Origin of the sequence: Pseudovibrio sp. Ad37 (genome assembly GCF_001623075.1) — a bacterium.
GTDB lineage: Bacteria > Pseudomonadota > Alphaproteobacteria > Rhizobiales > Stappiaceae > Pseudovibrio.
The window spans coordinates 17,556-39,387 of record NZ_LMCF01000006.1 but is presented as its reverse complement, the minus strand read 5'-3'; the positions used below and the strand labels follow the sequence as shown (position 1 = coordinate 39,387).

General features: G+C 51.7%; 24 protein-coding genes. 15 read left to right on the top strand and 9 right to left on the bottom strand.

All coding sequences use genetic code 11. The features are described from left to right. The first annotated feature begins 50 nt into the window (after positions 1 to 50). Together tesB and PsAD37_RS01225 are read left to right on the top strand one after the other, a co-directional pair. A complete protein-coding gene (gene tesB, locus PsAD37_RS01230; RefSeq protein WP_063294595.1) occupies positions 51 to 932 on the top strand; it encodes an acyl-CoA thioesterase II in 882 nt (293 codons plus the stop codon). Between the two features lie 88 nt (positions 933 to 1,020). Continuing rightward, positions 1,021 to 1,401, top strand: a complete 381-nt coding sequence (locus tag PsAD37_RS01225; RefSeq protein ID WP_063294594.1) for a VOC family protein — start codon at positions 1,021 to 1,023, stop codon at positions 1,399 to 1,401. A 20-nt stretch (positions 1,402 to 1,421) separates the two neighbouring features. On the opposite strand, the gene PsAD37_RS01220 is transcribed toward PsAD37_RS01225, so the two are convergent. Beyond that, complete coding sequence (locus PsAD37_RS01220) at positions 1,422 to 1,886, bottom strand: YccF family protein (RefSeq protein ID WP_063294593.1); 465 nt, start codon at positions 1,884 to 1,886, stop codon at positions 1,422 to 1,424. Between the two features lie 67 nt (positions 1,887 to 1,953). Next, positions 1,954 to 2,622, bottom strand: coding sequence for a TlpA disulfide reductase family protein (locus tag PsAD37_RS01215; RefSeq protein WP_063294592.1), 669 nt, complete (start codon positions 2,620 to 2,622; stop codon positions 1,954 to 1,956). Positions 2,623 to 2,651: 29 nt separating this feature from the next. On the opposite strand from PsAD37_RS01215, the gene argH reads away from it, so the two are divergent. The 5 genes from argH to PsAD37_RS01190 all read left to right on the top strand — a co-directional run bounded on the left by argH (position 2,652) and on the right by PsAD37_RS01190 (position 9,287). Next, positions 2,652 to 4,052 carry an argininosuccinate lyase gene (gene argH / locus PsAD37_RS01210; RefSeq protein ID WP_063294591.1) on the top strand — a complete coding sequence of 467 codons (1,401 nt, stop codon included), beginning with the start codon at positions 2,652 to 2,654 and terminating at the stop codon, positions 4,050 to 4,052. A 139-nt stretch (positions 4,053 to 4,191) separates the two neighbouring features. Then, a complete protein-coding gene (locus tag PsAD37_RS01205; RefSeq protein WP_063294590.1) occupies positions 4,192 to 4,461 on the top strand; it encodes a lipoprotein in 270 nt (89 codons plus the stop codon). A gap of 49 nt (positions 4,462 to 4,510) precedes the next feature. After that, a complete protein-coding gene (lysA, locus tag PsAD37_RS01200; protein ID WP_063294589.1) occupies positions 4,511 to 5,782 on the top strand; it encodes a diaminopimelate decarboxylase in 1,272 nt (423 codons plus the stop codon). A 96-nt stretch (positions 5,783 to 5,878) separates the two neighbouring features. After that, positions 5,879 to 8,524, top strand: a complete 2,646-nt coding sequence (locus tag PsAD37_RS01195; RefSeq protein WP_063294588.1) for a TIGR02302 family protein — start codon at positions 5,879 to 5,881, stop codon at positions 8,522 to 8,524. A 130-nt stretch (positions 8,525 to 8,654) separates the two neighbouring features. Then, on the top strand, positions 8,655 to 9,287 hold the full coding sequence (locus tag PsAD37_RS01190; RefSeq protein WP_057464717.1) for a TetR/AcrR family transcriptional regulator: 633 nt from the start codon (positions 8,655 to 8,657) through the stop codon (positions 9,285 to 9,287). 56 nt (positions 9,288 to 9,343) lie between these two features. On the opposite strand, the gene PsAD37_RS01185 is transcribed toward PsAD37_RS01190, so the two are convergent. The 4 genes from PsAD37_RS01185 to PsAD37_RS01170 all read right to left on the bottom strand — a co-directional run bounded on the left by PsAD37_RS01185 (position 9,344) and on the right by PsAD37_RS01170 (position 12,729). Next, positions 9,344 to 10,645, bottom strand: a complete 1,302-nt coding sequence (locus tag PsAD37_RS01185) for a S41 family peptidase (protein WP_063294587.1) — start codon at positions 10,643 to 10,645, stop codon at positions 9,344 to 9,346. Positions 10,646 to 10,811: 166 nt separating this feature from the next. Continuing rightward, positions 10,812 to 11,207 (bottom strand): response regulator, encoded by a 396-nt coding sequence (locus PsAD37_RS01180; RefSeq protein ID WP_063286186.1) that lies wholly within the window; start codon positions 11,205 to 11,207, stop codon positions 10,812 to 10,814. Positions 11,208 to 11,221: 14 nt separating this feature from the next. Further along, the gene (gene hpt, locus PsAD37_RS01175) at positions 11,222 to 11,767 is read right to left on the bottom strand and encodes a hypoxanthine phosphoribosyltransferase (RefSeq protein WP_057464651.1); all 546 of its coding nucleotides are present in this window, start codon (positions 11,765 to 11,767) and stop codon (positions 11,222 to 11,224) included. Beyond that, on the bottom strand, positions 11,764 to 12,729 hold the full coding sequence (locus PsAD37_RS01170; RefSeq protein ID WP_063294586.1) for a zinc-ribbon domain-containing protein: 966 nt from the start codon (positions 12,727 to 12,729) through the stop codon (positions 11,764 to 11,766). The genes hpt and PsAD37_RS01170 overlap by 4 nt, the downstream gene beginning before the upstream one ends. 423 nt (positions 12,730 to 13,152) lie before the next feature. Here PsAD37_RS01170 and ftsE point away from each other — a divergent pair, with 423 nt between their 5' ends. The 5 genes from ftsE (at position 13,153) to PsAD37_RS01145 (ending at position 17,069) form a co-directional block, all read left to right on the top strand. Continuing rightward, the gene (ftsE, locus tag PsAD37_RS01165) at positions 13,153 to 13,812 is read left to right on the top strand and encodes a cell division ATP-binding protein FtsE (protein WP_057464653.1); all 660 of its coding nucleotides are present in this window, start codon (positions 13,153 to 13,155) and stop codon (positions 13,810 to 13,812) included. Further along, positions 13,805 to 14,884 carry an ABC transporter permease gene (locus PsAD37_RS01160; RefSeq protein ID WP_208991619.1) on the top strand — a complete coding sequence of 360 codons (1,080 nt, stop codon included), beginning with the start codon at positions 13,805 to 13,807 and terminating at the stop codon, positions 14,882 to 14,884. The genes ftsE and PsAD37_RS01160 overlap by 8 nt, the downstream gene beginning before the upstream one ends. 102 nt (positions 14,885 to 14,986) lie before the next feature. Further along, a complete protein-coding gene (locus PsAD37_RS01155) occupies positions 14,987 to 15,694 on the top strand; it encodes a YdcF family protein (protein WP_208991618.1) in 708 nt (235 codons plus the stop codon). A 65-nt stretch (positions 15,695 to 15,759) separates the two neighbouring features. Further along, entirely contained in the window at positions 15,760 to 16,539 is a 780-nt protein-coding gene (locus PsAD37_RS01150) for a 1-acyl-sn-glycerol-3-phosphate acyltransferase (protein ID WP_063294583.1), read from the top strand. A gap of 158 nt (positions 16,540 to 16,697) precedes the next feature. Beyond that, the gene (locus PsAD37_RS01145; protein ID WP_208980588.1) at positions 16,698 to 17,069 is read left to right on the top strand and encodes a hypothetical protein; all 372 of its coding nucleotides are present in this window, start codon (positions 16,698 to 16,700) and stop codon (positions 17,067 to 17,069) included. 13 nt (positions 17,070 to 17,082) lie between these two features. Here PsAD37_RS01145 and PsAD37_RS27365 read toward each other — a convergent pair whose 3' ends face one another. After that, a complete protein-coding gene (locus PsAD37_RS27365) occupies positions 17,083 to 17,607 on the bottom strand; it encodes a gamma-glutamylcyclotransferase (protein WP_082827028.1) in 525 nt (174 codons plus the stop codon). A 94-nt stretch (positions 17,608 to 17,701) separates the two neighbouring features. Here PsAD37_RS27365 and PsAD37_RS01135 point away from each other — a divergent pair, with 94 nt between their 5' ends. After that, positions 17,702 to 18,745 (top strand): DUF2125 domain-containing protein, encoded by a 1,044-nt coding sequence (locus PsAD37_RS01135; protein WP_063294582.1) that lies wholly within the window; start codon positions 17,702 to 17,704, stop codon positions 18,743 to 18,745. 14 nt (positions 18,746 to 18,759) lie between these two features. Here the strand turns inward: PsAD37_RS01135 and PsAD37_RS01130 are convergent, their stop codons facing one another. Continuing rightward, positions 18,760 to 19,221 (bottom strand): GNAT family N-acetyltransferase, encoded by a 462-nt coding sequence (locus PsAD37_RS01130; protein WP_063294581.1) that lies wholly within the window; start codon positions 19,219 to 19,221, stop codon positions 18,760 to 18,762. A gap of 268 nt (positions 19,222 to 19,489) precedes the next feature. Here PsAD37_RS01130 and PsAD37_RS01125 point away from each other — a divergent pair, with 268 nt between their 5' ends. Next, positions 19,490 to 20,392 (top strand): CoA ester lyase, encoded by a 903-nt coding sequence (locus tag PsAD37_RS01125; RefSeq protein ID WP_063294580.1) that lies wholly within the window; start codon positions 19,490 to 19,492, stop codon positions 20,390 to 20,392. 91 nt (positions 20,393 to 20,483) lie between these two features. Next, positions 20,484 to 20,690 carry a DUF1737 domain-containing protein gene (locus PsAD37_RS01120; RefSeq protein ID WP_057464660.1) on the top strand — a complete coding sequence of 69 codons (207 nt, stop codon included), beginning with the start codon at positions 20,484 to 20,486 and terminating at the stop codon, positions 20,688 to 20,690. 64 nt (positions 20,691 to 20,754) lie between these two features. On the opposite strand, the gene PsAD37_RS01115 is transcribed toward PsAD37_RS01120, so the two are convergent. Then, on the bottom strand, positions 20,755 to 21,804 hold the full coding sequence (locus tag PsAD37_RS01115; protein ID WP_063294579.1) for a cyanophycin synthetase: 1,050 nt from the start codon (positions 21,802 to 21,804) through the stop codon (positions 20,755 to 20,757). Positions 21,805 to 21,832: the final 28 nt, after the last annotated feature.

Here is a 21,832-nt window from a genome sequence, read left to right as displayed (position 1 = left end):
CACACTACTCACATGCAATCGAAATCACTACAAAAATAGGTTTGTCTGTAATGACGAAGGCTGTTGAAAATCTGCTGGACCTTTTGGATCTGGAGAAATTAGAGGAAAATCTGTTTCGTGGCACAAGCCCACAAAGCGGGTGGCAGCGTGTTTTTGGTGGACAGGTGATTGGTCAGGCTCTTGTTGCTGCCTCCCGAACGGTTGGCGCAGAACGTCAGGTCAATTCGCTGCATGGGTATTTTCTGCGTCCGGGCGATCCGAAGGTGCCAATCATCTATGAGGTGGATCGTATTCGTGATGGTGGTAGCTTTACAACACGGCGTGTAGTGGCGATTCAGCATGGTCATGCAATCTTCGCTATGTCTGCCTCTTTCCAACGCGTTGAAAGCGGGATGGAACATCAGATTGATATGCCGGATGTGCCGATGCCGGAAGATCTGATGCCGATCTCCGAAATTTCGGATGAGCTGATCTCAAAGGCTCCGGAGCCCGTGCAGAAATACTGGAAGCGGGAGCGCCCGATTGAGTTGCGTCCATTGGATTTAGGGCAATATTTTTCTCGGAAGAAGCAAGAGCCGGTTCAGCATGTGTGGGTACGGGCGGCATCTAAGTTGCCGGATGATCCACGTATTCACCAGTGTGTGCTGGCCTATGCCTCTGACATGACGCTTCTGGATACAGCACTGTTCCCGCATGGCATCAATGTGTTTGTGCCAAACCTTCAGGTGGCGAGCCTGGACCACGCGATGTGGTTCCACAGTGACTTCCGCTTTGATGAGTGGTTGCTTTACACGCAGGATAGTCCGCGCACAGCTGGTGGCCGTGGCTTCAGCCGTGGCAGTCTTTATACGCGTGATGGTGTTCTGGTCGCCTCTGCAGCCCAGGAAGGCCTCATGCGGATGCGAGAGCGTCCTGTGCCGGGTAAGGGGTAAGATCAAAGATATTGCTTGGTGCGAGGGCTATTCTGAGATTGCAGCAATCTGTTTGTTTCTTTGACTTGCAAGATAACGGGGTGTGAGCATGTTTAAACCGAATAGCGTTATTCTCTATGTCGAAGACGTGGAGAAAAGCACCAAGTTTTATGCGGATGTTCTGCAAAGCAGTCCGGTTGAGCGTTTTCAGGAATTCTCGCTGTTTTCTCTGGGAGACGACGTCACACTGGGCTTGCAGTCTGCGCAGGGGATCGACCCGAAACCTCAACCGTCCTTTGGCGGGTTTGAGCTGTCGCTGAGTGATGTTAGCCGCGAAGAGGTGGATCAGGTTTATAGTCTCTGGCAAGAGAAGGGCATTCCGATCGTTCTGGAGCCCACTGATCTGGATTTTGGCTACACGTTTGTTGCCACTGATCCTGACGGGCATCGATTGAGAGTGTGCGCGACAGATACAACAAATGTGAACTAGAGCTTGTTGTTTCGGGTTTTCTAATATCTGTAGCTGTTTAGGGTTTCTCTGGCTTTGTATTGACGTGCCAAGTCTGCTGTTTGAGTCGTTACAACACGGCGTCCGACGGGCCAGAAGGAAATTGCTGCGAGTTTGAAGGACTGAAGGCCAAAGGGAATGCCTATGATTGTCAGGCAGGTGAGAATGCCGGATATCACATAGCCGAGGAACAGCGAGAGGCCGAACGGCAGCCATAGGATGTTGAAGATGAAACCCAGGATTCCTGTTAAGACAGTGGTTGGCGTTGCGCCTTTGTTATCCAGATCTCTTATGTGCACAATATCCTTGCCAAAGGGCCATGCCGATAAATTGGCCATTTCCCAGGCTGCTCGTGTGTAAGGGAGGCCAATGATTGTGAGTGCGAACAGGAGGCCGTACACAAGCCACATCAGGGCCAGGTACCAGCCTCCAAGGACAAACCAGATTACATTTCCAGCGTAGCGCATAATAAATATCTCAAATTGATAAATGGATTTTGAGATGTATCTAAGTAGCCGCTACGTGAATTTCAATTCACTGAACCTTTTTCTGTCCAGCCAGCGCGGCGTTGACCAGTGCGAAGGCTTCTGGGGCTGCCCAGTCGGCGGGGCCGAACATGGTGCCGATTTCGCAGCCGTCTTCACCGATCATGATTGTGCTTGGCAGGCCAGGGGCTTTGCCTTTGGTGCGCAGGTTGTTGAAGGTGTCCATGGTGTGGTCTGAGAAGTACGCCAGATCCTTCACGCCGATATCGCTCAGGAACTTCAGCGGCTTTGGATTGTTTTCACCACGGTCCATGTTAACGGCGATGACGTTGAACTCTTCGCTGCCTGCTTCACGCTGCAGTTTGTCCAGATGCGGCATCTCTTTGCGGCATGGGGCGCACCATGTGGCCCAAAGGTTGAGCAGTTTGGTGCCTTTCAGGTCTGCCATGGTGATGAAGTTGCCGTCTGCATCGTTGAATTTCAGCTGTGAGAGATTCAAAGGCTTCTCCGCAGGCAGGAAAGCGGCCACTTCGCCTGTGGTCAAACCCTTGAGATTTTTTGCGGTATTCATTGAAGAAGAGCAGGCGAGGGCTTGTGGATCCTCACTTTTTTGCTGATTAAGCGCCCATACAGCTCCGCCTACGACGACAAATCCAGCTAATGCTGCAATAAGCCCTTTTCCGAGGCCGAACTTTCCGGTAACTGTCAGTTTCTTCATATTAAACCCAAATCATAATGAGGCTAGACATGAGCAACCGCATGTGGGGGGGCCGTTTTGCGGAAGGGCCAGATGCAATCATGGAAGAGATCAATGCTTCCATTGATTTTGATCGCAAGCTCTACCGACAAGACATAGCCGGGTCCAAGGCTCATGTTAGCATGTTGGCTGCACAGGGCATCGTTAGCGCAGAAGATGCCGAAAAGATAGCTCAGGGTCTAGACACAATTCTGTCAGAGATCGAAGAGGGCACCTTTACCTTCTCACGTGCGCTTGAAGACATTCACATGAATATCGAAGCGCGTCTGGCTGAATTGATTGGCCCGACCGCTGGCCGTCTTCACACAGCTCGTTCACGTAACGACCAGGTTGCCACAGATTTCCGTCTTTGGGTACGCGACTCTTTGGACGATCTTGAGGCACAAGTGACCGGCCTGATGCAGGCGCTTGCTGAAAAAGCAGAAGAGCATGCAGCGGTTGTGATGCCGGGCTTTACACACTTGCAGTCCGCGCAGCCAGTGACTTTCGGCCACCACCTGATGGCTTATGTCGAGATGTTCTCTCGTGACCGCTCCCGTCTTCAGGATGCGCGTGCGCGTATGAATGAGAGCCCTCTTGGCTGTGCTGCGCTTGCTGGTACATCTTTCCCGATTGACCGTGAGATGACTGCGGCTTCTCTGGGCTTTGATCGTCCGACTGCAAACTCTCTTGATGGTGTTTCTGACCGTGACTTTGCCATTGAAGCGCTGGCGGATGCGTCCATCTGTGCGATGCACTTGTCTCGTCTGGCAGAAGAGATTGTGATCTGGTGTTCTGCCCAGTTCGGCTTCATCAAGCTTTCCGACAAGTTTTCGACCGGTTCTTCAATCATGCCGCAGAAGAAGAACCCGGATGCAGCTGAGCTGATCCGTGCGAAGACTGGCCGTATTTATGGCGCTTTGAACTCTCTTCTCGTGATGATGAAGGGTTTGCCGCTGACCTACTCTAAGGACATGCAGGAAGACAAAGAGCAGGCGTTTGACGCTCTGCCGAACTTGTCTCTGGCTCTGGCAGCCATGACTGGCATGATGCGTGACCTTGAGCCGAACGTGAAAACGCTGAAGAAAGCTGCCGGTTCTGGTTACTCTACCGCAACTGATCTGGCTGACTGGTGTGTGCGTGTGGTTGGCATGCCATTCCGTGATGCTCACCATGTGACTGGTGCACTTGTTAAGATGGCTGTCGATAAGGGTGTAGACCTGCATCGCCTGACTTTGGAAGAGATGCAGAGCGTTGAACCGAAGATCACGGATGATGTCTACAGCGTTCTTTCCGTTGATAAATCTGTTCGCAGCCGTGTTTCTTATGGCGGTACCAGCCCGGTGAATGTGCGCAAGCAATCCCGCCGTTGGCTGAAGCAGCTTGAGCGTGAGCAGAAGACGGAAAAGTAAGTCTGTTCTTCGGATGATCTTGCAGTCATCGTTGTTACGGTGCAGAAATAAAACTGAGAGTAGGCTCGGGTTCGCCCGAGTCAGTCCTTAGGTCGAATTTCTGGTTTGGTAAGATCATCCAGATTGGAGCAGAGAAAACATGAGCTCGCAAGGCATGAAAGACATTACAAAAAGCCGTAGTTCCAAGCTTTTGATTGGCCTCACAATTGTTGCATTCGGTCTGAGTGTTTCTGCTTGTGGGCGTAAAGGCAGTTTGGAAACGCCAAGCCAAGCTCGGGCGACTGCAGATGGTGCACCGCCACCCCTGAATGATGCTCCTGCACCTGAGATTCCTAGAGACAAGGACGAAAGTCTGTTTCTGGATCCGTTGATTGGTGCAGATGAGGATGATCCCGACTTCAATTTTTAGACTGGTTCGCTAAACCCTTTCGGGGCAGGGCCAGTGCAGAGGACCTACATTGCATTACTTTGAGTTCAAGGATGGCGTGCTTCACGCTGAAGACGTTGCGCTGACTGAAATTGCAGCGGAAGTTGGAACCCCATTTTACTGCTATTCCCGCGCAACATTTGAACGTCACTTCAAGGTTTTTGATGGTGCGTTTGATGGAATAGATCATCTGACCTGTTATGCAATGAAGGCGAACTCCAACATCGCTATCTTGACGGTGTTGGCCAAACTTGGCGCTGGTGCGGATGTTGTTTCTGAAGGGGAACTGCGTCGTGCGCTGAAAGCGGGCATTCCTGCAAACAAGATTGTGTTTTCCGGTGTTGGTAAAACCCGTCAGGAAATGCGTTTTGCGCTGAATGCTGGCATCCTGTGCTTCAATGTGGAATCCGAGCCTGAGCTGAAGCGACTTTCTGCTGTTGCTTCCGAGATGGGTAAGACTGCGCCGATTTCTCTGCGCATCAACCCGGATGTGGATGCAAAGACCCACGCCAAGATCTCTACCGGTTTGGCTGCGAACAAGTTTGGTATTGCCTGGGACCGTGCACGCGCTGTTTACAACGAAGCTGCGCAGCTGCCGGGCCTGAAAGTGACCGGTATGGACATGCATATCGGCTCTCAGATCACTGAGCTTGGGCCTTTTGATGATGCTTTGGAACGCCTTGGTGTGCTGATTGGCCTGCTGAAGGAAGATGGCATTGAGATTGACCACCTTGATGTGGGTGGTGGTCTTGGCATTCCTTACGGAAGCGGAATTGAAGCGCCTCTGCCTACTGAATATGCGAAGGTTGTTCGTAAACAAATTGAGCGCCTTGGCGTGACGCTGATTACCGAACCTGGTCGTTTGATTGCTGGTAATGCAGGTATTCTCGTTACCGAAACGATCTACCGTAAAGAAGGTGAAGCGAAGAACTTCGTCATCGTGGATGCCGCGATGAACGATCTGATCCGCCCAACCCTTTACGAAGCGCACCATGATATTGGTGCAGTAAGTGAAGAACGCCAGAACGGTGAGCAGATGATGGCGGACATTGTTGGCCCTGTTTGTGAGACTGGTGATTATCTGGCTCGCGACCGTGAAATGCCGAAATTTGAGGAAGGCGACCTGCTGGCCGTTTACTCTGCTGGTGCTTATGGCGCGACCCAATCCGGCACTTACAACACGCGTCTTCTGGTGCCTGAAGTTTTGGTTGATGGCGACAAGTTTGCGATCATCCGTCAGCGTCCGAGCTACGATGAGTTACTAAATCAAGACGTTGTGCCGAACTGGGTTGAAAAGGCTTAACTCTGTTTGAAAGCCCCTTAGGTTTGCCAGATTGCTGATCTACGTTAATCGCCGTATGCTCAAAAGAAAAAGCAGGCGGCGATTAGCGAGGCCTTTGTGACCCATCAGAATGAGAATGGCGGCAATAAAAACCTAAAGAATGCCATAGCTTCTGCAAGCGAATTGCGAGAGCATAAGACGCGTTATGGCGAAGGGGCAGGGCTATTTGACCTGTGGCAGTCCCTGTTTTCTCAAAGATTATCCTACCGATTGAAAAGGCTGGCTTTTAAAGCGCAGCTTTATTTGTTTTGGGAGCGATTTTGGCCCGCCATTCAGGTGCCGCTTATTGTGGCCTGCCTGTATGTAGCTGTCAGCTTTTTAGGATTGTGGCAGCTGCTTGGGTTTTATGGCTCTGCGGTGGGATCAATCCTGTTTCTCGCTGTTTTCATTTGGAGTTGTTACCCGCTTTTACGCCTGAAGCTTCCCGATGAAGCGGAGGGGCTGCGCAAGGTGGAGCTTGCCAGTGATCTGCCGCACCGACCTTTGCTCTCTTACAAAGATGAGCAGGCGACCGGGATGGATGACGAAGAGGCGCTTGCGCTTTGGTCTGCTCACCAAAAGCGGTTGCGAGAGCGGCTTAAAAACCTGCGTGTTGGGGGCGTTAATCCGCGTGGGTTTGCCAAAGATCCTTATGCCCTGCGTGTTTTCGCCGTTATGTTGCTTGTGGTGGGGTATTCCGTTTCGGATGCGAACCGGTGGTCCAGCCTTTTGGCACCGTTCCAGTCTCAGGGTGTGGGAAGTGTTTTACCTGCTCGCATTGATGCGTGGGTTACTCCACCAGCTTACACGGGTGAGGCTCCTGTTTTCCTCAGCGGGGATGCCAATCAACTGCGGGATTCCCGGGATGCGCTCTCGATTGCCAGTGGCAGTGAGGTGCTGGTGCGGGCGCAGGGCACAGGTGAATTCTCCGTTGTTTATTTTTCGCGCCGCGGACAAGAGGTTTTGGAACCGGAACGTGTTCAGCCAGGAGCTGGTGAAAGCTCTGCAGAGCTGAAAACCACCGAATGGCGCTTTCCGTTGAACTCAAGCGGACGCTTGCAAATTCTTCAAAATGACTCTCCGAAATATTCCTGGAAGATTGCTATTCGCCCTGATTTGCCGCCCCGCATTCGTTTGTTTGATGACCCAGAAGAGCAGCTTTCCGGCAGTCTCAAGCTGACTTATCTGGTGCAGGATGATTACCGCGTGGTTTCTGCTGAGGCTATTATGGAGCAGGTTCAGCGCGGGGATGAGGGTAGGACGGGACGATCTCTCGTGGAGGCGCCACGGTTTAACCTGAGTTTGCCGCCCAAAGATTCCAAGATGGCTGTCGCGCAGACCTTTCAGGATTTGACGGCCCATCCATGGGCAGGTTCTGAGGTGGCTCTTGTGCTTGTGGCTCGTGATGAGGCTGAGCAAGAGGGGCGCTCGCAGCCCGTTTATATCAAGCTTCCGGAGCGCCGGTTCAATAAACCTTTGGCGCGGGCTGTTGTTGAGCAGCGCCGTAATCTCGCAATGAACGTTGAGAGCTATCCGCAGGTGGTGGATGCGCTGGATATGCTGATGATTGCGCCGGAGCGGTTCATCGATGATGCCGGGTCTTATCTGCCGTTGCGCTTTGCTTATGCCGAGTTGGTTGCAGCCAATACGGATGAGCAGCTAACAGACATGCTGGACGTGCTGTGGAACGTGGCACTGACGATTGAAGATGGTGGTTTATCTGCTGCTGAGCGGGCCTTGCGTGAGGCGCAGGAGGCGTTGCGGAGGGCATTGGAGCAGGGCGCATCAGAGCAGGAGATTGCTGAGCTGATGAGCGATCTGCGTAAGGCACTGGATGATTATCTGAAATCCATGGCCCAGCAGATGCGCAAGAACCCTCAGCAACTTGGCCAGATGCCGATGGATGAGAACTCTCAGCAGATCACGCCACGGGATCTGGATGACATGCTGCGCCGCATGGAAGAGTTGGCGAAAACCGGTTCTTTGGAGGCGGCGCGTGAGTTGTTGGCGCAGATGCAGCAGATGCTGGAGAACATGCAGAACGCGCAGCAGCAACAGCAAGCGCCAAGCCAGCAGCAGCAAGAGATGTTGCAGGCTCTGGAAGATCTCGGCGAGATGATCCAGAAGCAACGCAATCTGATGGATGAAACGCATAAGTTTGATCCGGACAGCCAGCAGCGCCGTCCCGGCCAGCGCAATGACCCGCAGGATAAGCGTGGTCAGGGGGGGGAGATGAGCAATGAGGAGGCGCAGCAGGCCTTCCGCGAGTTGCAGAAGCAGCAACGCAATCTCTCTGATGACCTGCAGAAGCTGCTCGACAGCATGGCAAACAACGGAGCCAAGCCGAGCAAGGATTTGGATAGTGCTGGTAACTCCATGGAGGATGCTGGTGACGCACTTGGAGCGCAACAAGCAGATGAGGCTGTATCTGAGCAGAGTCAGGCTTTGGAATCCTTGCGCAAAGGCGCTCAGCAGCTTGCAGAGCAATTGGCCGGACAGGCTGGTGGGCAAGGGCAAGCAACCAACTCTCCGCTGAACGAGGACCCGCTTGGCCGTATGCGCCGTGTTGAGGGGCCGGAGTTTGGCAGTCAGGTGAAAGTGCCTGATGAGATTGAGGTTCAGCGGGCGCGGCGTATTCTAGAAGAGCTGCGTCGCCGGCTTTCCGATCCCGACCGTCCGCAGCTTGAGCTGGAGTATCTGGAACGGTTGATGAAGCGCTACTGATTTGCGGATTCAGGATGCTTTAATGAAGAGTTAGAAAACTAGATTGATCGCGATGTCGGTCCTTCCAGTTTTCTTTGCCATTTGGCGGCTCCTTCATTGTCGTGCCCGCTTTAGCTCCTATACTTTCGCCATGAGCCAGACAGATCCAAACAAACCTGAAGTTCTGTCACACATCATCGAAGAGGTGATGGATGACTGCATCAGAGTGTTTGTGCTTAAAGGGCTGCAAGCCTGTTCCATGGAAGACTTCTATGAAGCCTGTGGGCCGCATCGGGCGTATGTGGAAGAACACTTCACGACTAAGCAGGACTTCTGCGCTGCGGTTTTGCTGTGGTGGCTCAACAGCATTTTTGCAGAGCTGAAAAGCACCATTTCACTGCACTCCAATCTGCATTCGGCTATCGAAGCGGTGCTATATGAGTTCATCGATATCTGTGTCGGTCATCGTGAAAGCAAGCACGGCGATAAGTTTTGTGTGCTCGACAATATGGCGTTGTTTGACGAGGAGCTGCTGGCGAAGTTTGCGATGTATTATCAGGAGGGTGTGAAGCATTTTCGCCTGAAATTCATGGATCTGAAGAGTGAACTTAAAGACCCTGATGATATTGAGAAGCTTCTGATCTTCTATGTGATGATCCTTGAGGGGCTTTATGTTCTGATCCGTCGCGGATTCTCCCGCAACATGCTTTTTGAATATGCGGATATGAGCCTGCACACGCTGGAATTTTATGAAAAGCGCCCGTCTGATAAGGCGGCTGATTAAAGGTCCGCAGGCACCGGCTGCGAAACCGAAGCTGGATGAGGGCGTTAGAGATTGGCTTAGCTGGTCACGGCTTGCCTGAGCAGTTGCTGTGCAAGTGTGAGGGCGGGGTCGTTGCCTTGGCGGATGTCTTCTGGCGTTGGCATAACCGGATAATCCGGATGTATCCCAACTCCTTCAAACCTTGTCCCATCTGGAAAATCAGTACGCTTTGCCGAGATTGTGAGCTGTGTTTTGGGCAGAGGTGCCTCAAAATAGGGTTGTCCGGTTGAACCTGCGGATGCTTCGCCTACGATTGTTGCGCGTCCGGAATGTTTTAGAGGTATCAAGAGATCTTCGGTTGCTGAGCCGCTGCCAACATCAATCAGAACAATCAGCTTTCCTCGAAACGGTGTGGCACTGGCGGGGAAAGTTTCACCATTTGTGAGGAGATGCATTGCTGTTGTTTCAGCGTTGGGCTGGGTGTGATGTGCGGAGAGTTCTCCGTTTTGCCATGCAGCCACGCCTTGTTCAGCTTTCTCCAGTCCGGTGATCTGAGGTGTTCGTTCCATCCAGATTGCGATCGGCTCCAGGCAGAGTTTTTTCATGAGCTTCATGGGTGTGTTGCCGCCGCCATTGCCACGTAAGTCAAGGATAAGTGGGCACTGATTGTCGATCTGGCTTAGGAAGGCGAGAGCTTGTTCCTCGTACTCTGGTTTTGAGAAGCTGCGGATGATCAGGCGTGGATGCTTTCCCGACGTGTCGAGTTCAAATGCTTTGAGATATGAAAGCGGATGCTTGTGTCCTGCGCGGGTGATCTGCAGGCTTTGCCCGTCGTGAAGAGTGATCTTGAGTTGGTTTGGCAAAAGAAAGCTATTGAATAGCAGCAGGTTGCGTTCTGCCGCTTCTGGCCTTGAGGCGCTGACAAGCTTTGTGTACCTCGCAAAGAACTCATCAGCAGGAAGGTCGTTGACCTGCTCAATGATGTCTCCGGTTTTGATGTCTTTGCGGGTTGAGCCACAAACAGTCCATGCGCGCTTTGAGGCTGATACGGGTAGGGGGCGTGCCCAGAACCCGAAGCCTGAGTTTTGCAAGAGTGTGAAATCAATGAAGTGAGTATGCGCGTTCTCAAGGCGAGCCAGATAGCTCTGCGTTGCGAGCAGGAAGCCACGGCGATCTTCGACGTCTTCCAATGCACCTAGATAGCGAAAGTAGAGATCTGCGTTGCTGGTTTCCGGGATGTTTTCCCAATGCGCGAAACAGCTTTCTACCGCTGAATATATTCGGCTGGCTGCATAGTACTTTGCTACAGGAGGAAGGGGCGCTGCCGGGTCTTCCAAGCGCATCATTGCTTGTTGAAGGGCAGAAGTCTCTTGTTCCATGGGAAAGCTCACTCAAAACCAACAATGAAATATGCGCATAGAAGATCAGGAAACCCTGATTTTGTACAGCGTGTTGGATTTAGGTTTGGCGCTTGAGACTGAAAAAACAAAACGCGACCGCTCGGAGGAGGGATCGCGTTTCTTGAAACTTTATTGGGGAAGGGCTTTAAGCAAACGCGGTTTGCTGAGAGCCTTCTTCTTCTGCCAAGGCAGTGGTAACAGCTTTTCTGACTTCCACCAGTGAAAATGGTTTTGTCAGAACGTCCTTCACGCATTTACCGACTTCTTCAGAGCGTTCACGCTGGTCTGCGTAACCGGTCATCAAAAGGATTGGCAGGCCCGGATAGCGAGCGCTACTTTGCATCGCAAGTTCGATACCATCCATCTCCGGCATTCTGATGTCGGAGAGCAGAAGGTCAAACCTGCCCTGCTGTTGCAGCAGTACAAGAGCGGCTTCGGCGCCATCTTCTACGGCGGTCACTTTGTGCCCGTCCAGCTCCAATGCACGTTTTACAAAGGCGCGGACTGCATCATCGTCTTCCGTCAGAAGTATGTGAGCCATTATAGCCCCCCTAGTTAGTCGTCACCTTCCTGCGGCACGTAGCCGATGAATGGCAACTGTCTCCATGCATGCCCCATGTCCATGCCGTAGCCGACGACGAATTTATCCGGACAATCAAAGCCCGTATAATCCGATTTAACATCGGCTTTTCTGTGGTTCGGTTTGTCCAGGAGTGCAGCAATCCGGACAGACTTGGCTCCACGTTCGGCGATCATGTCGCGTGCAAACTTCAGAGTGCGGCCGGATTCAAGAATATCATCGACCAAGATGACGTCTCTTCCGGTCACGTCGCTTTCGATATCGCGGAGGACTTTTACCTCTCCTGACGACACCGTTCCACTTCCATAACTTGAAAGGTGTAAAAATTCCATTTCCGGAACGGAACCTGCTCTGTGCAAAGCACGGGCAAGGTCAGCTGCAAAAATGAAGCTTCCTTTCAAGACCGCTACTACGAGGAGATTGTGAGGCTTGTCCTGTGAGATAGCTTCTGCGACGGCTTTTACGCGTGCCGCGATTGCTTCTTCATCAAACAGCACGCGGATTTCCGGGTTACCGGTCATCTAATGCTCGCTCTTTTCTTTTGGCGCTCAACAAAGCGCAATTGAATGTCGGCGGCTCGCTCTGGCGGATTGTTTAGCCGAGCTCTGAACCGGGTTTTATCACCTGGTGCAAGCCAGTCTTCTCTTGGCTCAACAATCCAGGAGTGTATCTCTTGCGTGTCCAGTGAGCGCAACGCCAGCTTAATCGCCGGAATATACGTCTCGCTTCTTGTAACATTTTCTACAGAACCTTCCACCACAAGCACGACGGAACCGTCGTCCACCTCACGAAATGTTCTCAGATCCTTAAATACAAGACCACGCAGATTTACGGTCATACCAGCCAACTGGTAAAGACCAGCCAAATCGGGGAAGGTTCTTACGATTGATTCACGGTAGTGCACAGCTGAAAAACAGAGTGCGAGTGAAGCAGCAAGAAGACTTGCGCCCAGCAGGCCTTTCGCGCTTATAACACCTGATTTGCGGGATGACTTGGTTTTTTTTCTAGATCTTCGGTTGGACTTTTGAGAGGCGCCTTCAGATTTCATTTTATCGTCGGGTTTATCCTCTTCAGAACCCGTTGGTTCTTCTGGTGCCTCATAGGAGTTGCTGGCCTTGTCACTGGACTGAGTGCCGGTGTCCTTGCCCATAGAACCGCTTGAATCTGAAGGTTCTTCCTTGGGTTTTCCTACAAGGTCTTCTTCTGAAAATGCTTCGTGACGATCTGCTTTATCGCCGAGACCAGCCCAATCGTTTTCATCCAAACTTTCAGAGAACGAGGGCTCTTTGCGGTCGTCATCGGGTGTTGAATTGTTGTGTACTTCGGGCTTAGCATCGAGTGCAGCGGCCCAATCGTCCTCTACCTCTGGTGTAACCTGCCAGATATGATTGCAGCTGGCGCATTTTACTTTGCGGCCAGTCTCCCCAATTTTGTCCGTTGGGATCTCGTAGGCAGTATTACATTGAGGGCAGATAATTTTCATCGAGCGTGGTCCAAAAGCGGTTGGCCTTTAAAAGGAATGGACAAGCCGCTTAAATCCTTCATTTTCTAGCGTATTCCTCTTCGAGAGCCGAAGAAGGCTGTCGGGAACACGTCTCAGAGCCACCAAATATGCAATATACTCACAAGTACTCAACTGCGTAGGCTTTGACTAGCCTAAATACAGGTGCTTCACGTCAGGTTGAGTGACTAGAATTTATTCTATCTGAAGTATGAGGACCTCTATATCCTTAATGAAGTGTTAATTTATTCGAGGGATATCCAAAGGAACAGGCTCGCATAAATTTGCAGGGGTAAGTTCAGTCAAAAATTGAACGCGAGAAAATTATTTTTTAGAGTGATTTGCACGAGTTTGGCCTCATTTTTCTGATAAGGCGAAACCTCACGTCTGCTAGGGGAATTTTCGGTGATACGCTTTGAGAATGTGGGACTTCGGTATGGCATGGGCACTGAAGTACTTCGGGATTTGACCTTTTCCATTGAGCCGCAATCTTTTCAGTTTCTCACTGGTCCTTCAGGTGCGGGCAAAACCAGTTTGCTGCGCCTGTTATTCCTTTCTATGCGCCCCACTCGCGGGTTGATTTCTGTTTTTGGCAAAGACACCACCAAGATCGCAAAGGCTGAGCTGCCGTCCATGCGCCGCCGGATTGGTGTGGTGTTTCAGGATTTCCGGTTGCTGGATCACCTGACCACCTACGAGAATGTGGCTCTGCCGCACCGTGTTGCGGGGAAATCCGAGGCAGAGTACCGTCCTGATGTGATTGATTTGCTGAAGTGGGTGGGACTTGGTGACCGTATGCATGTGCTGCCGCCTGTTCTTTCCGGTGGTGAGAAGCAGCGCGCTGCTATTGCGCGGGCGTTGATCACGCGGCCTGAAGTTTTGCTTGCGGATGAGCCGACAGGTAACGTGGATCCTCCGCTTGCCCGCCGTTTGTTGCGTTTGTTCATTGAGCTGAACCGGCTTGGCACTTCCGTGGTGATCGCAACCCATGATTTCCATTTGCTGGAGCAAGTGGAAGCTCGGCATCTTATCCTCAACGACGGGCGGTTGGCTGTTCATGACTGATACTCAGCAAAGACGAGAACCGCCAATGTCTGGCCCGAAGTCGGGGCCAAAACGCGCGCCTGCTGGACAAAAAAGGCCTAGCAGACCGCGGAAAGGACCGCCAAAAGGCAAGGGTGGTCGCCCGGTCAAAAAAGCGGCGGGTGCAAAACCTTCTGGTTTGCGATTCAAGCTCAAAGCGAGGCCTGCTCCGATTGTACCGCCGCAGGCGATCTCCGGTCAGGCCTTGATGCTTGTTGTGGCGATCATGAGTTTTCTGGCCTGCCTGACCGTTGGGTTTGTTGCCATCGTCAATGATGCGGCGAATGACTGGACCAATGATCTGGTGCGCGAGGTCACTGTGCAGATCCGTCCTGCGGATGGCGTGAACATGCTGCAGGAGATTGATCGCACGTTGGCTCTTGTTCGCGAGTTTCCCGGTGTCGGGGATGCGCGTGCGCTCTCTGATGAGGAAACCAAGGGATTGCTTCAGCCCTGGCTTGGGGCCGGGCTTGAACTGGAAGAGCTTCCGGTTCCGCGTCTGGTTCTGGTGGAAATAGATGATCCTGAGTTGCTTAATCTGGCAGATATGAAGGCAAAGATTGAGCAGGATATTCGTGCAGCCTCAGTAGATGATCACCGTGTCTGGAATCGCCAGCTTTCTGCGATGGCGAATACCGCTGTGCTTGTAGGTTTTGGTATCCTGGTGCTTGTTCTGTTTTCCATGGTGCTCTCCGTCATTTTTGCGACGCAGGCTGCTATGTCCGGCAACAAGGATGTGGTTGAAGTGCTGCACTTTGTTGGTGCGGAAGTTAGCTTTATTGCCTCCGAGTTTCAGCGTCACTTCCTGGTGTTAGGGCTTAAAGGCGGGGTCATCGGCGGTACGATTGCCGCACTGAGCTTTCTGGTCATCGGTTTCTTTGGCAGTTCGGACATTACTTCCGTCAGCGGTAATCAGGTTCAGGCCTTGTTTGGGGCGGTGCAGGTGGGTGTGATCGGGTACGTTGGAATTGTTGCGGTTGTGGTGCTTGTTGCGGTCTTAACCGCTCTGACGTCTCGTCTGGCTGTCCACAGACATTTGGCAAATATGGATTAAGTGTCGTTTTCTTCCCATTTTCGCCAGTTCTGATATGTAGTCAGGAAAATATTCGTTCAGGTTTGTGGCTATAAGCATTGTAGCGGCATCATGGAGCATTCTTTGAATACGCGCGACACAGCGGCTAAATTTAAAGCACCCGGTGAGCAAGAGCCGGTACCAGCCAGCGTTGATAAACGCTCTGGCCGGAAGTCGTTTGTCCGGTGCAGTATCCGTTTCTTCTTTTTGTTGTTTCTGATTTGCTCTGTCGTTTTTGCAGCTGGCTTCTTGTGGTTTGTGGAAGTTTTGCAGCCCGCTGTGCAGGCTGTTGTACCCAAACATGCTGATGGCATTGTTGTTTTGACTGGTGGTCGAGACCGGATTTCGCAAAGTCTGGATCTTCTGGAAGTGGGAAGCGCGAAGCGTCTTTTAATCTCTGGCGTTCACCCATCAACCAGTGCAAAGCAGATTGCGCGGCTTAATTCCAAACGGATGTGGTTGTTTGATTGCTGCGTTGATCTGGACCGAAAAGCGCTCAATACCATCGGGAATGCCGAGGAAACGGCGAACTGGGTGCGAAAAAATCAGTTCAGCTCACTGTTGGTCGTTACCAGTGCCTATCACATGCCTAGAGCGTTGGCCGAATTGCAAGTTCGCCTGCCGGATGCTGAGCTTTACCCAAGCCCTGTCTACCATAAAGAGCTGGATTTAGAGCGTTGGTATGAAAGTTCTTCGATAACAAAGCTTCTCCTCCGCGAATATGTGAAGTATATCCTCGTTCGGCTGCGAGTTGAGCTGGACGCTGTATTCCCTGTAAGACACTCCTCTTAATTTCGTAAGATGAAATCTGAATTCACCTTGGCATAGTGCTGGGTGGAAATGGTTGTGAAGGTCCTATGCTCGTCCTGCGTTCCGTTCTTTTTAACGTGCTTTTTTACATCAGCACCCTGATCATTATGATCGCGTGTATGTTTTTGTTTATTCTTCCTGTCCGGTATTGCTGGTGGTTGCTGCCATTCTGGTGCCGTGTAGAGAAGTTTTTGTTGCGTTGGGTTGGTGGTGTAAAATCCGAGATCACAGGCCTCGAAAACCTGCCAGATACGGGCTGTGTCATCGTTTCCAAGCACCAGTCTGCATGGGAAACGTTTGCGCTTGCTGAGTATTATCGTCAGCCAACGTTTATCCTGAAGCGTGAGTTGCGCTGGGTGCCATTCTTCGGATGGTATCTGATGAAGTTCCGCCAGATCCCTGTTGATCGCGGTAAAAAGGGCAAGGCCCTTGCTGCCATGGGTAAGAGAGCTGCTGAGGCTATTGCGGAAAACCGCAATATCATCATCTACCCAGAAGGAACACGCCGTCCAGCTGGTGCTGAGCCACAATACAAATATGGTATCGTGCACCTTTATAAAACGCTGAACTGCCCTATTGTTCCGATTGCTCTTAACTCAGGTGTTTATTGGCCGCGTCGCCGGTTCTTCCGTTTCCCTGGCACGATCAAAGCAGAGATCCTTGAGCCTATTCAGCCGGGCTTGCCACCGGAGGAATTCTTCAAGCTTTTGCAGGAGCGGATCGAGACTGCCTCTGAACGTTTGCTTGATGAAGCGGAAAAAGATACGCCGGATAACATTATCATCAAAGAAGCTCGTGTACTGCAGGCAGAATATAAGAAAAAATAAAGATTTTGCGTGGAAATCAGATGTTTCAAAGGAAGAAGGTCGCCTTTGCCTTAAAGGCGGCTTCTTTTTTTGACAATGCTCTGGCTTAACTTGTAACATGTTCGCAGTTTGTTCTATAAAGTACTATGGGAAATAGCAGGAGAAATCAGGAGAGTGCGTTGCAGTACTCATTGTTTGATGATCGCTTGCCAAGTGGCAGGTCTCCACGTGTGTCAGAGGAGCTAGGTGCTGGTAGCCAGTTCAAATACTGGTCTGGTGCATCCGGGCATCGTTACCTCTTTACCCGGATCTCTCCGGAAGAAGTTTCTGACTATGCGGAGAACCTTGTTCTGATCACAGACAAGAAGAGCGAAGCCGTTGTCTGGCTCGGGTTTTTGGGTATGTCGAATGAAAAGACCCCAATGCCTGCGCTGAAACCTTCGCAGGGTGCATACGTACATCTTCTGGCAGAAGACAGCGCGGAGAGGGATCGCGCTCACAATGATCTGCGTACGGGGATCTTTTCTTATATCAAGCAGGAAGACGAGTAGTCGAAACCTGAAGTTATATCGAGAGTTGTCGTGCCAGCCATTCTACGTTCTGGTCTTTAATACCCATTTCCTTCATATGCGCGTGAGTGTTGAGTACATACTCCGGATTTGCGCCAGACTGACCCACAGCCCCCTTTACAATCTGCAATTGGTCTTTTAGCGGTAACGCACCTGCATATTGCTCGTGTTTCTGGTCTGCAACGAATGTGACTGCACGAACTTTGGTGCCTTCCTCGTCCAGCAAACGGACACGGCGGTGTGTTTCCAGATACACCATGGTTTGCTGTTCACGTTCGCGGAGGTACCCAAGTGTGTGCTGCCAGTTTTCTGGTGAGACCCTGAATGCCATGCCGATGCAAGCACCGCCTTTATCCAGCCCAAATACCAGTCCAGGGTTGTCTTGAGTCCCACGATGAACCCATGAATACACACAAAGAGTTCTATGAACGCCATGCAAGATTGCGGGGACTGCTTGCTCGAAAGTAAAGCCAGGGCGCCAAATTAGTGAGCCGTAGCCAAATATCCATAAATCTCGCATAACTATTTTCTCGTAGAATTCTTTGAATGACACGCCTATCAGGCTCGTAATCAGCATGCAACTCACAGCACTGTGTGAGGGTAACGGAGAGTAGATGACTGAACCAAAAGTATCCCGGCCTCCAAGAAAGTCTGCGTATTTCGTTTTGGCGATCCTTGTCGCCTTGATCATTGGCGGGTGGTCCGCCTATTGGGCAGTTGGGCGCGGTATTGTTTCTGATGTTTTACGCAATGGTGTAAAGGTTGCGGAAGCAGACGGCGGAGGTCTTAAATGTGGTGACCAGCAACTTGGTGGTTACCCGTTCCGATTTGAACTGACCTGTACCCCGTTCCGCATGGATAAGAACGGAGAGTGGTATTTTATCAATGAGTTACGTGGTGTAGCGCTGGCTTATAACCCGACCCATGTGATCTTTGAGGCGACCGGTCCTGCCGAGGCGAACTTTGGTCAACAGGGACCTGCATACTCAGCGCATTGGAAAACTGCTCAGGCGAGCGTGGTGGCTGAAAACAGTAAGCCTGCCAAAATTGACGCTGTCTTTAAAGAGCCGAAGCTGACTTACACCATTGGCGAGCAGTCCGTTGAGTTGAATGCTGAGCGGACAGAAGCGCATATGCGCCGCGTTGAAGGCAATGAGGACGCGCTTGATCTGGCTGTGCAGGTCAATGGCCTGACAGCGGGTAAAGTGTCTGATGATGTGCCGTTGGATATCAGCCTTGTTATTCAGTTGCCGGAGGGCTCGAAGCTTCTGGACGGCAAAGTTCGCAATATTGCTGATTTGATGGTTGATGAAGAATTAAAGGTCAACCTCTCCAGCTTGCAGCTGAAAAGCGGTGAGTTTTCCGTCAATACGGGTGGTGATCTGGTGATTGACCGTCAGGGGCGTTTGAATGGAACGCTGCCGCTGGTGATCACTGGTATTCATCAGTTGGAGGATGTGTTGCGGCCACTGTTCCCACAAGGCTCCAAAATGCTTGAAACGCTGCAAAAGACTGCGATGAGTATTGGGCAGGGAAGTGCGGTAAATGGTGTGCCGACGCTCAAGATCCCAGTGACCATTGAGAATGGGCGTGCTCGTATTGCGTTCTTTGATCTGGGGCCTGTGCCTCAGTTGATCATAAAAGAAAGCGGCTCGTAAGAGCCGCTTTTGGTTTATGCGAGAGCCAGACGGTCAATCGGGACGATGAAGCTGTCTTTGTCGTCTGGTTCTGCCAGATTTTCAAAGAGGCTGTTGTCGACCTTATTTTTGTTTGGCACCAGCCAGCGGACATGAAGCCAATCACGTTCCTTGCCGATCCTGGAGATTTCTTCCACGAGAGTGCGACCGATGCCGGTTTGGCGATGGTTCTGTACGACGTAGATATCATCCAACTGGCCAATGCGCAGGCCAGAGATCAGGTCTGGAATGTCAAAGAAAGCGGCAAAGCCAACCAGTGTCTCACCTTCGAATGCACCAATGATTTCGATGGACTTGTCTTCGAGCAGGCGCTCGGAAAAGACTTCGTCCGGGCGACGTGGAGCACCGCGCTTAAGAGCTTGCGCATTCTCTGCAATGAGAGGGGCCAAGTCTGGCGCGTCACCGGGTTTTAAGGCTCTAAAAGAAAGATCAGCCATTATACCTCTTCCCGTTCCTTCGTTTGATTTTGCGTTATAGAGTGACCCCAAAAATCCCTTAAAATCAAGGTGTGAAAGTCTCATAGGGCTTGGAATTTTGTGGGATGCCTAATTCCTAAGGCTGGCTTGTTTTTCATCGGTGCTATTATTGCGGCCAAAGACCTAGTGTTTGACGGTTCAAAACTCGTAAATAGCACGAATGGTGAGTAGTGAAGGCGGGTTGAGGCCTCTAAACTCAGCCTGATTTTGCAACGCAACAGGAAGTGTCATGTCTAGCTCAGAGCAAGTTCACAGTATCAGACCGCGTCGCAGTGCGCTTTACATGCCGGGCTCAAACGCACGGGTACTGGAAAAGGCCAAAGGGCTGGATGTGGATGTGCTGCTGCTGGACCTTGAAGACGCTGTTGCGCCTGATGCCAAAGAGATGGCGCGCACCCAAGTGTGTGAGGCTGTCGCTGGTGGCGGTTACGGGCATCGTGAGCTTGTTATTCGTATCAATGGGATGAAGACCCTCTGGGGCCAGGAAGACCTGAGAGCAGCTGTTGCTGCCAAACCGGATGCTGTGCTTTTGCCGAAGGTGGAGAGCCTTGCTGATATTCAGCCTGTTGCGGATTATCTGACTGAGCAGGGTGCTGATAGTGTTCGCATCTGGGCGATGCTTGAGACCCCGGGTGCGATCCTCAATGCCTCCGAGATTGCTGAGGCTGCCAAGGACCCACATAACCGTCTGGACGTGTTCATCATCGGCACCAATGATCTGAGCAAGGAGAGTGGTGCAAAGATCCTACCGGGACGTGCTGTTTTGATGCCTTGGCTGATGACCCTCCTGGCGATAGCGCGTGTTGGTGGCGCGGATATTCTGGATGGCGTTTATAACAACTTCTCTGACCTTGAGGGCTTTGCAGAAGAATGTAAGCAGGGGGCAGAGATGGGGCTGGATGGCAAAACGTTGATCCATCCGAAGCAGCTTGGGCCTTGCAACACTGCCTTTGCGCCGAGTAAGGCGGATGTTGAGTGGGCGAAGAAGATGATTGCCGAGTTTGAGCTGCCAGAAAACCAGAGCAAAGGCGCCGTGCAGGTTGATGGCAAAATGGTTGAGCGTCTGCATGCAGATATTGGCCGCAAAACGGTTGCGATTGCTGAGGCTATCAAGCGGCACGTGAACGCGTAAATTTGAACTCTGTGCACGTTTTAACCTCTGGTATCAGATAGGTGTGGCTGGTAGGTTCCCGCCCACACCAGAAGAATTTAAAGGAATAAACATGCGCCTTTACCGCCTCATCACCGAACCGGATTCTGCAAAGTTTTGTCACCGCGTCACTGAAGCGCTCAACAAAGGTTGGGAACTGCAGGGCTCTCCAACCATGACTTATGACGCAACTCAGGGCCTTACCATTTGTGGTCAGGCTGTGGTCAAGCATGTTGATGGTGAGAAGTATACGCCAGAGACCAAGCTTGGCGCTTGGTAAGACACGTTTTTGATTGATGTTGGAAGTGGCGGGAATTTCCCGCCATTTTGCTTTTGGACTACCGTTAAGCGGTTTCCAGCATGGCCTCTAAAACACCCCGATAGACCGCTCTAATGCGATGATGATGGTTCGGGGAAGCTTGCCAGAAGTTGGTGAGGCCGGGGCCTGCATTCAGTTCCAAGACGTTTGCTGGTGCGTCGTCTTTGCTGAGATCATCGCAAAGGATGTCGACGCCCGCATAGCGTAAGCCGCATACGCGCGCTGCTTCTACTGCCAGATCTTTGAAGCCTGGCGACGCGAGGTCGGTGACGTCGACTGCTTCACCACCGGTTGAGAGGTTGGCATTGGAGAGGAGCTGCAGGAATTCTCCGTTATGGAGAGTGCTTGCCAGATTGTAGCCAGCTTCCTGAATGGCTTTGAGGATGCGCGGGTCGTCGTTTTCAACCTTATAGCCGCCGCTGCGGGTGGTGAGGGTTTTGATTTTTGCAGCCAGTAGTTCTGCAACGGTGTTGGTGCCATCTCCGATGATGGAGAGAGGGCGCCGTTCGATGATGGCCAGAATGGTTCCATCAAGTACAATCACGCGGTAGTCACGGCCTGAGACAGCTTCCTGTACCAGCATGCGGTCGTTGGATCGCAAAGCGTTTGTGAGATGGGTGTTGAGTTCCGCCTCATCAGAAATCTTCTGAACGCCAACGCCTTGGGTGCCCTCATTGGGTTTTATGAAAACCGGATAACCCAGTGACTGAGCGATCTCGCCTGCATCTGTGAGCGTGTTCAGGCTTTTGGCGACATGTGGGTTGGCGATGCTGAGTTGCCTGATGGCTTTGTCTGAATGAATGAGTTTGAAGTTTGGGGTGGGCAGACCTGCGTCCTGTAGCAGGCGACCGCAGAAATCCTTGTCTCGCGCAGCCTCTCCAGCAGCATAGCTATTGAGTGCGAAGGCTCCGCCCTTGATGGGAAAGCGTTTGCCGCTGCCTGTTTCGATATAGCCGAAATAGAAGAACTCGCTGTCGAGAGCGAGTTTGATGCCTTTCTCCTGACACAGCTCTGCAAGCAAGCGTGGGGCAAGAGGGAGGTTCGGCAGGTCAGGCGCAACAGGGATAAACTGCATTCAAGTTCTCAAGCTAGTAAAAAAGGAG

Bases quoted from the DNA above. Each gene is read 5' to 3' on its own strand.
- PsAD37_RS01125 (WP_063294580.1), top strand. From the start codon at position 19,490: ATGTCTAGCTCAGAGCAAGTTCACAGTATCAGACCGCGTCGCAGTGCG.
- PsAD37_RS27365 (WP_082827028.1), bottom strand. From the start codon at position 17,607: ATGCGAGATTTATGGATATTTGGCTACGGCTCACTAATTTGGCGCCCT.
- PsAD37_RS01150 (WP_063294583.1), top strand. From the start codon at position 15,760: ATGCTCGTCCTGCGTTCCGTTCTTTTTAACGTGCTTTTTTACATCAGC.
- PsAD37_RS01170 (WP_063294586.1), bottom strand. From the start codon at position 12,729: ATGAAAATTATCTGCCCTCAATGTAATACTGCCTACGAGATCCCAACG.
- PsAD37_RS01215 (WP_063294592.1), bottom strand. From the start codon at position 2,622: ATGAAGAAACTGACAGTTACCGGAAAGTTCGGCCTCGGAAAAGGGCTT.
- PsAD37_RS01220 (WP_063294593.1), bottom strand. From the start codon at position 1,886: ATGCGCTACGCTGGAAATGTAATCTGGTTTGTCCTTGGAGGCTGGTAC.
- PsAD37_RS01120 (WP_057464660.1), top strand. From the start codon at position 20,484: ATGCGCCTTTACCGCCTCATCACCGAACCGGATTCTGCAAAGTTTTGT.
- PsAD37_RS01205 (WP_063294590.1), top strand. From the start codon at position 4,192: ATGAGCTCGCAAGGCATGAAAGACATTACAAAAAGCCGTAGTTCCAAG.
- PsAD37_RS01185 (WP_063294587.1), bottom strand. From the start codon at position 10,645: ATGGAACAAGAGACTTCTGCCCTTCAACAAGCAATGATGCGCTTGGAA.
- PsAD37_RS01225 (WP_063294594.1), top strand. From the start codon at position 1,021: ATGTTTAAACCGAATAGCGTTATTCTCTATGTCGAAGACGTGGAGAAA.
- tesB (WP_063294595.1), top strand. From the start codon at position 51: ATGACGAAGGCTGTTGAAAATCTGCTGGACCTTTTGGATCTGGAGAAA.
- PsAD37_RS01160 (WP_208991619.1), top strand. From the start codon at position 13,805: ATGACTGATACTCAGCAAAGACGAGAACCGCCAATGTCTGGCCCGAAG.
- PsAD37_RS01190 (WP_057464717.1), top strand. From the start codon at position 8,655: ATGAGCCAGACAGATCCAAACAAACCTGAAGTTCTGTCACACATCATC.
- PsAD37_RS01135 (WP_063294582.1), top strand. From the start codon at position 17,702: ATGACTGAACCAAAAGTATCCCGGCCTCCAAGAAAGTCTGCGTATTTC.
- PsAD37_RS01115 (WP_063294579.1), bottom strand. From the start codon at position 21,804: ATGCAGTTTATCCCTGTTGCGCCTGACCTGCCGAACCTCCCTCTTGCC.
- hpt (WP_057464651.1), bottom strand. From the start codon at position 11,767: ATGACCGGTAACCCGGAAATCCGCGTGCTGTTTGATGAAGAAGCAATC.
- PsAD37_RS01130 (WP_063294581.1), bottom strand. From the start codon at position 19,221: ATGGCTGATCTTTCTTTTAGAGCCTTAAAACCCGGTGACGCGCCAGAC.
- PsAD37_RS01180 (WP_063286186.1), bottom strand. From the start codon at position 11,207: ATGGCTCACATACTTCTGACGGAAGACGATGATGCAGTCCGCGCCTTT.
- argH (WP_063294591.1), top strand. From the start codon at position 2,652: ATGAGCAACCGCATGTGGGGGGGCCGTTTTGCGGAAGGGCCAGATGCA.